Origin of the sequence: Arthrobacter sp. zg-Y750 (assembly GCF_020907365.1) — a bacterium.
GTDB lineage: Bacteria > Actinomycetota > Actinomycetes > Actinomycetales > Micrococcaceae > Arthrobacter_B.
The window spans coordinates 139,628-151,280 of sequence record NZ_JAJJOC010000002.1 but is presented as its reverse complement, the minus strand read 5'-3'; the positions used below and the strand labels follow the sequence as shown (position 1 = coordinate 151,280).

At 66.6% G+C, this 11,653-nt stretch carries 13 protein-coding genes and 2 tRNA genes; 9 read left to right on the top strand and 6 right to left on the bottom strand.

Annotation, left to right across the window (positions count from 1 at the left end; translation table 11 throughout):
- Positions 1-96: 96 nt before the first annotated feature.
- On the bottom strand, positions 97-1,476 hold the full coding sequence (locus LOC57_RS01735; RefSeq protein ID WP_227912956.1) for a GAF domain-containing serine/threonine-protein kinase: 1,380 nt from the start codon (positions 1,474-1,476) through the stop codon (positions 97-99).
- Positions 1,477-1,648: 172 nt separating this feature from the next.
- Here LOC57_RS01735 and LOC57_RS01730 point away from each other — a divergent pair.
- From LOC57_RS01730 to LOC57_RS01690, 9 genes are all read left to right on the top strand, one after another.
- Positions 1,649-1,720: transfer RNA gene (locus LOC57_RS01730), tRNA-Thr, on the top strand.
- A 77-nt stretch (positions 1,721-1,797) separates the two neighbouring features.
- A tRNA-Met gene (locus LOC57_RS01725) sits at positions 1,798-1,871 on the top strand.
- A 181-nt stretch (positions 1,872-2,052) separates the two neighbouring features.
- Positions 2,053-3,486, top strand: coding sequence for a MinD/ParA family ATP-binding protein (locus LOC57_RS01720; protein WP_229957701.1), 1,434 nt, complete (start codon positions 2,053-2,055; stop codon positions 3,484-3,486).
- Positions 3,487-3,669: 183 nt separating this feature from the next.
- Positions 3,670-4,236: a type 1 glutamine amidotransferase domain-containing protein gene (locus LOC57_RS01715; RefSeq protein WP_229957699.1), complete on the top strand. Its 567-nt coding sequence runs from the start codon at positions 3,670-3,672 to the stop codon at positions 4,234-4,236.
- Positions 4,237-4,318: 82 nt separating this feature from the next.
- Complete coding sequence (locus LOC57_RS01710; RefSeq protein WP_229957697.1) at positions 4,319-5,284, top strand: DUF2797 domain-containing protein; 966 nt, start codon at positions 4,319-4,321, stop codon at positions 5,282-5,284.
- A 68-nt stretch (positions 5,285-5,352) separates the two neighbouring features.
- Entirely contained in the window at positions 5,353-5,592 is a 240-nt protein-coding gene (locus LOC57_RS01705) for a hypothetical protein (protein ID WP_227912755.1), read from the top strand.
- The gene (locus LOC57_RS01700; protein WP_227925124.1) at positions 5,589-6,038 is read left to right on the top strand and encodes an FAS1-like dehydratase domain-containing protein; all 450 of its coding nucleotides are present in this window, start codon (positions 5,589-5,591) and stop codon (positions 6,036-6,038) included. The genes LOC57_RS01705 and LOC57_RS01700 overlap by 4 nt, the downstream gene beginning before the upstream one ends.
- Before the next feature lie 3 nt (positions 6,039-6,041).
- Positions 6,042-6,473: a MaoC family dehydratase gene (locus LOC57_RS01695; protein ID WP_227925122.1), complete on the top strand. Its 432-nt coding sequence runs from the start codon at positions 6,042-6,044 to the stop codon at positions 6,471-6,473.
- Positions 6,474-6,478: 5 nt separating this feature from the next.
- Entirely contained in the window at positions 6,479-7,543 is a 1,065-nt protein-coding gene (locus tag LOC57_RS01690) for a UDP-N-acetylmuramate dehydrogenase (protein WP_229957715.1), read from the top strand.
- Here LOC57_RS01690 and LOC57_RS01685 read toward each other — a convergent pair.
- The 5 genes from LOC57_RS01685 to LOC57_RS01665 all read right to left on the bottom strand — a co-directional run bounded on the left by LOC57_RS01685 (position 7,540) and on the right by LOC57_RS01665 (position 11,653).
- Positions 7,540-8,040, bottom strand: a complete 501-nt coding sequence (locus LOC57_RS01685) for a hypothetical protein (RefSeq protein WP_229957696.1) — start codon at positions 8,038-8,040, stop codon at positions 7,540-7,542. The two genes, LOC57_RS01690 and LOC57_RS01685, sit on opposite strands and share 4 nt — an antisense overlap.
- A 90-nt stretch (positions 8,041-8,130) precedes the next feature.
- Positions 8,131-9,264 (bottom strand): aspartate-semialdehyde dehydrogenase, encoded by a 1,134-nt coding sequence (gene asd, locus LOC57_RS01680; RefSeq protein ID WP_227912759.1) that lies wholly within the window; start codon positions 9,262-9,264, stop codon positions 8,131-8,133.
- A 47-nt stretch (positions 9,265-9,311) separates the two neighbouring features.
- On the bottom strand, positions 9,312-9,968 hold the full coding sequence (locus LOC57_RS01675; RefSeq protein WP_331460624.1) for a dihydrofolate reductase: 657 nt from the start codon (positions 9,966-9,968) through the stop codon (positions 9,312-9,314).
- A gap of 25 nt (positions 9,969-9,993) precedes the next feature.
- Complete coding sequence (locus LOC57_RS01670; protein WP_283996397.1) at positions 9,994-10,797, bottom strand: thymidylate synthase; 804 nt, start codon at positions 10,795-10,797, stop codon at positions 9,994-9,996.
- Positions 10,798-10,816: 19 nt separating this feature from the next.
- Positions 10,817-11,653: a DUF1648 domain-containing protein gene (locus LOC57_RS01665; RefSeq protein WP_227912761.1), complete on the bottom strand. Its 837-nt coding sequence runs from the start codon at positions 11,651-11,653 to the stop codon at positions 10,817-10,819.

The window sequence follows — 11,653 nt, the reverse complement described above, 5'->3', positions numbered from 1 at the left end:
CCCCCGCGGCCCCCCCACCACACGGCGGGGCGCCCCCCGCTTGGGGCGCCCCCCTTCCTTGTGTTGCCGTATACGTCGTGTATCCGCTGCCGGTGGTTACCCGGCGGAGTGCGAGGCGGAGGCGCGGCGGCTTTCCAGCCGCATCTCCAGATCATTCATCACGATCGCGGCCATGTCCGAAAGGGTCTGGGCGTCCTCTGCGGAGAAGCTGCGCGGCTGCGTATCCAGGATGCAGAGCGTTCCCAGGTTGAATCCGTCACTGGTTTCCAGCGGAACGCCCGCATAGAACTGCAGGCCGAATTCGCCGGCCACCAGCGGGTTGGCCAGGGTCCGGGGGTCCTGCCTGGCGTTGCCCACCACATAGACGTCGTCCTGCAGGATGGCGGAAGCGCACAGGCCCGGGTCACGGCCGATTTCGGTGACGTCCGTGCCGTGGTGGGATTTGAACCAGATGCGGTCGGTGTCCACCACGCTGACAATCGCCACGGGGACGTTGAAGACCCGGGAGGCCAGGGCTGTGACCCGGTCAAAGGCGCCGTCCGGGGGAGTGTCCAGCAGTTCGTATCGGCGCACGGCGTCCATCCGCTGGGCCTCATTGTCCGGGAGCAGTTCCGGGTCTACGCGGTGCCGGCCACGGGCGCGGACAACCATGTCGTACAGCACCATTGAAACGTCGTGGGCGCTGGGGCGCTGTGCGGCCTCCTGAGCCGTCATCGCCTTGAGGAGGGAAGCCCAGTCCTCTCCCAGTGCCGCAGGGATCTCAGGATCGCGCAGAAGGCGTGCCAGGGCGCTTTCCAGTGCGGGCCCGGGGAATGCCGGGGAACCGGTGAGGCATTGGAGCAGGACGAGTCCCAGTGAATATACGTCACTGGCCGGAACGGACTCCTCGCCGCGGGCCTGTTCGGGGCTCATAAACGCCGCCGTGCCGGAGAAGGTCCCGTGCTGGGACTGCGGGTCATTAGCGACCATGGCAACCCCGAAGTCGGTGAGCTTGGCCCTGATCCGGGCATCGTCGCTGCCGTAGTCGAACAGCATGACGTTGGCCGGCTTGACGTCGCGGTGCACCACGCCGTTGCCGTGGATGTAATCCAGGCCCAATGCCAGGTCATAGCCGACCAGTGCCGCCTGGCGGCGCGTAAGGGTGCCCTGCTTCAGCCGGTCCCGCAGGTCCAGGCCCTGGACCAGTTCCATGACCAGATAGATCAAGGGGTAGTCGGGATTGGAGGTATCCGAACCGGCATCCAGCAGGGTGACCAAGCTGTGGTGGTTCAGGCGTGCCAGGATTTTGGCCTCGGCGTCACTGCGCCGCAGGTCCAGCTCACTGGTGGCGGACGGGCGGATGATCTTCACCGCGACGTCGCGGCCCAGGAATTCGTCCCGGGCCCGGTGTACGGTGCCCATGGCACCGGCTCCGATTTGGTTCAGCAGCCGATATCTTCCACCAAGGAAGAGGCCGTCTGAAAGGTTGTTTGGCACTATGTCCACGTGCCCTCGCTTTCTCGTAGCCTAAGCATACTGACAAAACGGGCTGGCACTTTACTCCCTGACGGCCCAAAACGCGGTGCAGGAGTGGAAAAAGTGGCACTTGTCACGTTTGCCGTTTTCGATTTCATGTTCCCGAAAAGTGCTGGTAGAGTTTTATGTCGTTGCCCCGATAGCTCAGTGGTAGAGCGCCATCTTGGTAAGATGGAGGTCCCGGGATCGATTCCCGGTCGGGGCTCTCAATGGGAGGGCCCGCGTTGCTAAGGCTGTTTGTTTTGCAGAGGCCATTTAGGGACGCGGGCTTCACTCATTTATGGCGGTGTAGCTCAGTTGGTTAGAGCGCACGACTCATAATCGTGAGGTCGGGAGATCGAGCCTCCCCACCGCTACACATCAGGGCAGGTCCGGAAGTTTTGAAGCTTCCGTACCTGCCCTTTTTCTTTGCCCGGATGCGCCGCCTGCGGCGTAAACACCGGCGCAGATACCCCAATTCAATATGTTGGATCACAGGGCCAGACCCGACCCGTCCAGATCAATCGCCACCCCCACGGAACGAAAGACGACGACTCCATGACTGAGCATTTTCCCCATCCGAACGAGCGCCCGGATGACCTGCCCTCCCGCCGCCGCCGGCGGGCAGGCACTGTCCCCGGAAGCGAAGCGGAATGGTGGAACTCCCCGCCGCAAGGCGCCGAAGCGGGCGCGGGAGTGACCGGGAATGCTCTAAATGGAAGCAGCAGCGCAACCGTCCCGGGTGAGGCCTGGGATGAGTATCCGCACGGCATGGGTGGCTCACTGACAGCTGACGACGACGGCGCGGCGGGCGGAGGCGGGGACTTCGCAGTGGCCGGGACGTGGGACGCCGGCAGCTGGGACAGCCCTGCAGCAGGGGCCATACCGGCGGTCGCACCACTGCCCCCGCTGCCGGTAAGCATGCCGGAACCCCCGGCGGAGCCCGCCGGCTGGGTGGAACGGCTCGGCGGAGGAGAACCGGACACCTGGGCGGAGCCGCTGGGCGGGGCAGCTTTGGAAGCGAACCAGCCCGGCAGCCGGGCCGAGGCCCGCGCTGAACACGGCCGGCACGGCGGCCGCCGCGCGTCGTTTTTGGACCAGCAGCCCGCGTCCATCCCCGCGTCGAAGGGTTTCCGCGGACTGCTCACCGGGCTGGGCCTGCGCCTTGCGCCCTCCGCGCAGGAGCTGGAGGAACGCCGTGCCATGCGGGCCGTGAGCCAGCACTGGCCGGGCCCGCGGACCGTTTCCGTTGTCAACGGCAAGGGCGGCGCCAACAAGACCCCCACCACGGTGATGTTGGCCGCAGTTTTTGCGCGTAACGGCGGCGGGCCGGTGCTGGCCTGGGACAACAACGAAACCCGGGGCACCCTGGGTTGGCGCACCGAGCAGGGGCCGCACGAGTCCACGGTGATGGACCTGCTGCCGCAGACCGCGGACCTGCTCTCCCCGTCTGCGCAGTCCGCACTGCTGGCCCGGTTCGTGCACCACCAGGTGGAAGACAAATTCGACGTCCTGCGCTCCAAGCCGGATGTACTGGCCTCCGAGCAGAAGATCACCGCCGAAGACTTTGACGCGCTGCACGAGGTCGCCTCCAAGTACTTCCGGCTGAACATTGTGGATTCGGGGAACGACGAGAGCGCCGAGCGGTGGCTGCGCATGATCGATCACACGGACCAGCTGGTCATCGCCACCACCACGGTGGAAGAACACGCCGAGGCGGGGGCCCTGCTGCTGGAAGCACTGCAGGTGCGCGGCGGACGCTACGCGGAACTGGCCCGGGACGCCGTCGTCATTGTGAGCCAGTCGGACCGCAACGGAACGGACAGCCAGGCCCGCAGGGTAGCTGAAGGTTTTGGCCAGCTGGCACGGGCCGCTGTCACCATTCCGTATGACCCGGCGCTGCGCAAGGGGCAGATCCGCTATGACTCGCTGAAACCCGCGGCCCAGCGGGCCTGGCTGGCTGCGGCGGCGGCAGTGGCCGAGGGCCTGTAAGAACCGGGATTCCTGCCGGGGCCGATGGCGGACGTTCTCGCAGAGCTAAATAAGGTTGCTTATTATCCGTAAAGGTTCATAGGCTGGGTCCAGCGGAAGCCAAGGGTTTCCGGAAACAGCGGTAAGACCGTAGACGCAATGCCGCCGCCCGCAGGGGCAGCGGCGGGAATGAACGGAGACACCATGGCAGAGCACGACATTTCGGGCAAGAAGGTAGCTTTTCTCCTCACCGACGGGGTGGAGCAGATCGAGCTGACCAGCCCGTGGGAGGCCGTAAAGGAAGCCGGCGGACAGCCGGTCCTGATTTCCCCCAAGAAGGGCACCATTCAGGGCTTCGACGGCATGGACAAGGGGGAGACCTTCACGGTTGACCTCGATGTTGCCGACGCCAACGCGGACGACTTCGACGCACTGGTGCTGCCCGGCGGCGTCGTAAACGCCGACTTCCTGCGTGTGAACGAGGACGCCCAGCACTTTGCCCGGGCCTTCTTCGAAGCCCACAAGCCGGTGGCGTCCATCTGCCATGGCCCCTGGCTGCTGATCGAGGCCGGTGTGGTCAAGGGACGGGACATGACCTCTTACCACACCCTCGCCACGGACCTGAAGAACGCCGGCGCCAACTGGACCGATGAGGAAGTGGTGGTGGACCAGGGCTTCGTCACCAGCCGCAACCCTGACGATCTGCCCGCCTTCAACGACAAGCTCGTGGAGGAAATCTCCGAAGGCGAACACGCGGGCCAGCACGCCTGACGCCTGCCGGATCACCGCCAAGGGGTGGAGTAACGTGAAAACGTTGCCCCACCCCTTGGCGTTTTAACGGAGGAATCATCCGGTGAATGCAGATGAGCGAGATGCCGATGAGCCGGTTCCAGACGAACACGCCGGCCGGTTCCTCTGCTCCGGCACGTCCTGGGATGCCTCCGGCCCCGCCCTTGCGCTGCACACGCCGAACGGCATGCCGCACCGGCTGCGCCTTGAGCCGGGAACGGAAGTGCGGTTCCGTGTCCTGGAAGGCCCCGGTGCCGCATCGCGCTTCTGCCTGGGATCGTGGCAGGTGAACGACGGCGGCGGCCAGTCCCACACGCCGTGTCCGGCGCAGGCAGCGGCGGAACGGGGCTACCAGTGCGGCCAGTGCTTCGCCCGTGACGAGGTGCGGGGCATGCACAACAGCCACCGCACCGTCAGTGTTCCCGAAACCCTGCGCCGCTACCTGGACCAGCCGCACTGGCTCTATGTCGCCACCTTCGCCGACGGCTCCACCAAAGTCGGCACGGCAGCCGACCCGCGCAAGCACTTGCGCCTGGTCGAGCAGGGAGGCGTCCGCGCCTCCTATGTTGCCCGCGCCGTGAACGGCCTGACCGTCCGCGTGCTCGAAGATACGGTGACCTCCCGGCTTGGCCTGCCCCAGGCTGTCCGCGCCGGAGCCAAAGCAGCAGCACTGGCCCGGCCGCTGGCCGCGGCGGAACTGGATTTCCTCAACACGGAGGCCGCGCAGGACGTGCGGGACCTGCTGGACAGTACAGGGATTGAGGGTTTCGCCACCGTCGAGGAACGCTGGGAACCGCCCGCACAGTTTGCCACTGTCCTGGAGGCGGCCTGTGAGCTGTATCCCTGCGACCCCGGAACCGGAGAGCACGGGATGGTTATCGTGGCCGTGCTGGGACCTACCGCCCTGGTCCGGGTGGACGGTGAACAGACCCTGTTCGCAGCGGACCTGTCGCGGCTGAAGGGCCGGCGGCTGCTCACCGGCGCCGGTTACCGTACACCGCTGCCTGCGTTGCAGTCAGCCTTGTTCTAGCAGCACGGTTCCGGCAGCAGGCACGGTACGGTTCCGGTCCGCCCGGCCCGCCCCTGTATTCTGAAGGCATGCTAAACACCCCTTGGGAAACCGGCTCGCCCCTGTACCGGAAACTGGTAGTAAGTGCCTTGGCGATCAGCGGCGCCGGGGTGCTGCTGGTGCTGCTGGGCGCGGTGACGGACAACCAGGTCCTGATGTACATCGCCCTTCCGCTGATAGTGGTGGGCTTGAGTATCCACCTGAGCGGCATGGTGGTGCGGGCCCGTGACACCCGCCGCCGAATCAAGGGAATGGAAGGCAAGAAATGAGCATCAATCCCGGCCTGCAGGGCCGCAGCTACCCCGCCGGTGAGGCCTACGCAGTGGGGCGGGAGAAGATCCGCGAGTTCGCCGCCGCCGTCAAGGCCACCAATCCGGCCCACTTCGATGTCGCCAGCGCGCAGGAGCTCGGGTACAGCGACCTGGTGGCGCCTCCCACGTTCGCCATTATCGTGGCCCAGCGCGCAGACGCCCTGCTGGTGGCCGATCCCGAAGCGGGCATCGACTTCTCCCGCGTGGTGCATGCCGACCAGCGCTTCACCCATCACCGCCCCATTGTGGCCGGCGACGAACTGGTGGCCGAACTGCACGTGGATTCCGTGCGTGCCATGGGCGACGGCGCCCTGATCAGCACCCGTGCGGAAATTTCCACCGTGGAAGGCGAACAGGTAGCCACCACCGTCTCATCCATCCTCGTCCGCGGAGAGGGACAGTAACCAATGTCCATTGCACTGAGCGAACTTTCCACCGGGACGTCCATCGGCTCGTCCACCATCGAAATTTCCCGGGCCGATCTGGTCCGCTATGCCGGCGCATCCGGCGACTTCAACCCCATCCACTGGAATGAACGCTTCGCCCGCGAGGTGGAGCTGCCCGGCGTTATTGCGCACGGCATGTTCACCATGGGTGCTGCCGTGCAGCTGGTCAGCGACTGGACGGGGGATCCCGGGGCGGTCATCGACTACCAGACCCGCTTTACCCGCCCGGTCCTGGTGGAGGACCTCGACGGAGCTCCGGGAGCTGTGGTGGAGGTTGCCGGGGCCATCGGCGCCATTGACGTGGATAACTCCACGGCGCGCGTGGACCTCACGGTGACCTTCAACGGACAGAAGGTGCTGGTCAAGGCACAGGCCGTGGTGCGGATCTGGTGACCGCTTTGACCCGGATGCCGCTGGCATCGCTGACTACCGCACGCGTTGGCGGGCCCGCCCGCCGCTACCTTGAAGCCGAAACCGAAGACGAACTGATCCTCGCCGTCCGCGCCGCGGACGAGGCGGGGGAGCCGCTGCTGATCGTTGGCGGCGGATCCAATCTGCTGATCTCGGACCGGGGGTTCGACGGCGCGGTCATCCGCATCGCCACCCGCGGACTGCGGATGACACCGACCGACGACGGCGGCGCCGTCCTGCGTGCCGAAGCCGGCCACCCTTGGGACGAACTGGTGGCGTACACCCTGGCCGAAGGCTATTCCGGACTGGAAGCCCTCTCGGGCATTCCCGGGCTCGCCGGGGCAACCCCGGTGCAGAACGTGGGTGCCTACGGCGCAGATGTGTCCCAGTCCATCCGGTCGGTGCGGGCCTGGGACCGCACCGAACGCTGCGTGGCGGAATTCAGCAACGCGGAGCTGGGCTTCGGCTACCGGGATTCGGTACTCAAGCGCAGCACAGTCAACGGCTCCCCGCGTTACGTTGTGCTCAGCGTCGAGTTCAACCTGGCCAAGGGCCATACCAGTGCCCCGGTGCGTTACGCCGAGCTGGCCCGTGCACTGGGCACGGACCTGGGCGAGCGGACCGATGCCGTGGATGTACGCCGCGAGGTACTGCGCCTGCGGGCGGGCAAGGGCATGGTCCTGGATGCAGCGGACCCGGATACCTACAGCACCGGCTCCTTCTTCACCAACCCCATTGTGGACGAGGCAACGGCTGCAAACCTGCCCGAGGACGCCCCGCGCTATCCGGTAACGGAGCCCGGACACGTAAAGCTCAGCGCCGCGTGGCTGATCAGCCACGCAGGTTTCCGCAAGGGATTCGGGTTGGACCCGGCGGACGGGACCGGAGGCCGTGCTTCCCTGTCTACCAAGCACACCCTGGCGGTGACCAACCGCGGAGAGGCAACCGCGGAAGACCTGCTGGTGGTGGCACGCGCCGTGGCGAAGGGAGTGGAGCAGGCCTTCGGAATCCGGCTGCATCCCGAGCCCGTCCTGGTGAACTGCAGCCTCTAGGAACCCTCCCAGCGCCGCTGGGAACCCTCCCTGCCGGCGGGGCCTTTCCGCGCCTCCGCCGCCGCCGCACGGGCGCCGCGGATAGCCGGGCGGTGCCGGTGCGGATCCAGCAGATGCGTGTTGCACAGCCACTGGATCAGGCGCGGGGTCATGCTGACCTGGGTGCGCCTGTCCTGCAGGTCCGGCAGCAGCCACGCCGGGTCCAGGAAGCCGGTGAGGGCATAGGCGAGCTCTGCGGCGCCAAACAGCCGGGCAAAGGCTGAGCCTTCACCGAAACCGCGTTCCAGCTCCAGGAGCGCCGTGTCCTCCGCCGAGAGGATGCGGACGCCTTCGGCCTCGAGATAGGCGCGCAGCTGTACGCCAACCCGCAGGTAGCGGGCATGCGTGGGTATCTGCTTGCCCGCGCAGCTGAAGGCAAAAAAACTGCTCAGGATGGCGTCTATGCTCTGTTGGGCAGGATGCCCTGCGTTGTGCCCCGCGGCCGGTTGCTGCTCCATGCGCAACAACCTGCCACATGCCTCTGACAGTTTTGCGTACGGGCCTGGCCTTGCCCGCCCCGGTGCTGCGCGGGAGCGGTGCAGGGCCCCTTACAGGTTGCCGGTGGCGATGCGCAGCATCCGGCGCAACGGCTCGGCCGCACCCCAGAGCAGCTGGTCGCCGATGGTGAAGGCGCTGATGTACTCCGGGCCCATTTCCAGCTTGCGGATACGTCCCACCGGAACCTGCAGCGTGCCGGTGACCGCCACGGGGGTCAGCTCGGCCATGGTGGCCTCCTTGGTGTTGGGCACCACCTTCGCCCACTCGTTGTCCGCGTCAATGATCTTCTCGATCTCTTCGACGGAGAGATCCTCGGTGAGCTTCAGGGTCAGCGCCTGGGAGTGGGAGCGCATGGCACCGATGCGCACGCACAATCCGTCAAACGGGATACGTCCGCCAGCACCGCGGCCGAGGATCTTGTTGGTTTCCGCGCCGCCCTTCCACTCTTCCTTGGACATGCCGTTGCCCAGGTCCGCGTCAATCCACGGGATCACGGAACCGGCCAGCGGCACTCCAAACCGGGAAGAATCCAGCGCCGGGTCCTGCTGCGCAGCCAGCACGGCCCGGTCAATGGCGAGGATGGCCGACGCCGGGTCAGCCAGCTCCGGGGCCACCGCACCGTGCAGCGCACCGAACTGGTTCAGCAGTTCGCGCATGTGCCGGGCACCGCCGCCGGACGCTGCCTGGTAGGTCATGGAGGTGCCCCATTCCACCAGGCCATTGCGGAACAGGCCGCCCAGGCCCATCAGCATGCAGGAGACCGTGCAGTTGCCGCCGACAAAGTTCTTCACGCCCCGGGCCAGTCCGGCATCGATCACGTCGCGGTTCACCGGATCGAGCACAATGATTGCGTCGTCATCCATCCGCAGTGTGGAGGCGGCATCAATCCAGATCCCGTCCCAGCCGGCGGCACGCAGCTTCGGGAAGACCTCCGCGGTGTAGTCCCCGCCCTGCGCCGTCACGATGATCGGCAGCTTGGCCAGCGCCTCGACGTCGTAGGCGTCCTGCAGCGGGCCCGCGCCGGCCGCGAACGACGGCGCGTCTCCTCCCGCGTTGGAGGTGGAGAAGAAGACGGGGTTGACCAGGGCAAAATCGCCTTCGTCCTGCATGCGCTGCATCAGGACGGAGCCAACCATGCCGCGCCAGCCGATGAAACCTGCAGTGGGAACGGAGGAAGAAGTCATGGGTTCCACTTTAGGGCGTTGGGCCGCTGCCGTCTTGGTTGTTTACGTCACTGTCCACGCGCATCACGTGTCCAGAGGGCAATCCGGTACTGGCTGCCGTTGGCGGACGTGTACCAGCCGGAGGCCGGGCTGACCCCGGTAAAGGTCCACTCCGGGCCAAGGTGAGGGGCGTAGGTGTCGCCCTCGGTCTCGCTGTCGATCACGGTCACCACCGCGGCGTCGGCCACTTCCACGGCCGCCTCGTAGAGCTGCGCGCCGCCGATGATCCAGACTTCCTCGCTGCCGGGGCTGGCGGCAGCGGCGGCCAGTGCCTGCTCGAGGGAACCCGTGACGACGGCGCCGGAGGCTGACGCTTCGGCTGCCAGTTCCGGGCTGGAAGAAATGATGATGTTCGTCCGGTCCGGAAGGGGACGGTATTTCGCCGGGAAGGACTCCCAGGTGCGCCGGCCCATGATCACCGGGTGACCGGCGGTGGTGGCCTTGAAATGTGCCAGGTCTTCGGGCAGGTGCCACGGCATCCCGCCGTCGCGTCCTATGACGCCGCCGGCAGTCTGCGCCCAGACCATGCCGATGACCGGTTCCCCGGCGGGTACGGTGCCGAGTTCCTGCAGCACTTCGTGCAGGTCCGCTCCTTCGCCGGAACCGCCGCCCACCGGGTAGTAGCGGGTGCCGGGAGCGGACGTGTTGGGTACGGACTCAGTCATGGTGTCCTTTTCCGTTGGGGTCGGATCAAACGGCGATGGGAGCTTTGATGCCGGGATGGTGCTGGTAGTCCCGGACTTCGAAGTCCTCAAGCGTGTAGTCGAAAATGCTCTCCGGCGTACGGCGGATATGCAGTTTCGGGTAGGGGAAAGGCTCGCGGCTCAGCTGTTCGCGGACCTGCTCCACGTGGTTGTCGTAAATGTGCACGTCGCCGCCGCTCCACACGAATTCGCCCGGCTCCAGACCGGTCTGCTGGGCAACCATCATGGTGAGCAGGGCGTACGAGGCAATGTTGAAGGGGACGCCCAGGAAGGTGTCCGCGGAGCGCTGGTAAAGCTGGCAGGAAAGCTTCCCGTCGGCAACGTAGAACTGGAACAGGGCGTGGCACGGCGGCAGGGCCATATTTTCCACTTCGGCCGGGTTCCAGGCGGTGACGATGTGCCGGCGCGAGTCAGGGTTCTTCCGGATCCCTTCGACCAGTTTGGCGATCTGGTCGATGTGCCCGCCGTCCGGGGTGGGCCACGAGCGCCACTGGACACCGTAGACCGGTCCCAGTTCGCCGTCGTCGTCAGCCCATTCGTCCCAGATGCTGACGCCGCGCTCCTGCAGCCAGCGCACATTCGAATCGCCGCGCAGGAACCACAGGAGTTCCAGGGCCACGGATTTGAAGTGCACCCGCTTGGTGGTGATCAGCGGAAAGGACTCGCTGAGGTCAAAGCGCATCTGGCGGCCGAACACGCTGCGCGTGCCGGTGCCGGTGCGGTCGGACTTCTGCGTGCCGTTGGCCATAACGTCTCGCAGCAGGTCTTCATACGGGGTTGGAATGCTCACCGGGCCAGTCTAGTTCAGGTCAGGGCGCCAGCAGGGGCAGTGCGATGCCCGCCACAAGGGCAGCCACACTGACCAGTCCGATCAGCAGGTAAAAGGCCAGCCCGGCGGGACGGCCGGCGTTCAGCGTCCAGCCAACGCCCAGCCGTTTGGGGACCAGCAGGCGGGGATCGGCGCGGTTCACGTAGATGCCGGCACGGTAGTTGCAGCGCTGCGCCACCGGATCACCGGCGCCGGCTGCGGGGGCGTCCGGTTCATCTCCCGGGCCCTCTGCCGTCTCCTCCTCTGCCGCCGCATCCGACGTCCCTGCAACTTCCCTGCGGTACCGGCGCACGGCTGCCACCCCGAAGCCGGCCATGGCCAGGAACAGGGCCACCGTGGGCAGCACGAATTCCAGGGCGCTGCCGTCCGGGGGCAGGAGCCAGCCCCGCAGGGCAAGCCAGGCGAACAGCATGCTCAGTGCGAAGGCGGTGCCGCCGAGGAAGAACTGCGTGGCGCGGATGTTGGCAGTATGGGCCGCAGGGCCGCCGGCGTGCAGCTGGCCGGACAAGGCCGCCAGCCGCGGGATGACCGCCGCAGTTCCCAGCAGGAAGAGCAGCATTCCAAGGGCTATCAGCGGCGCAGCAAAGACGGACCAGGTGCTCTTGGGCGCATAGCTGTCGGCTTGCCCCGCACCGTTCCAATGCACCGGCAGGGACTGCGGCAGGTCCGGGTAGAGAACTGCCCCGGCGCCTGCCGCAGCCAGGACGACGACGGCGGCGGCGACGTACCAGCCGTACGCCGGGCCGGGCACGGTGCTGGCCGATGCACCGCTGACTGTTACGCCGCCCGGTGAAGTATCGCGGTGGGTTTCGGTCAT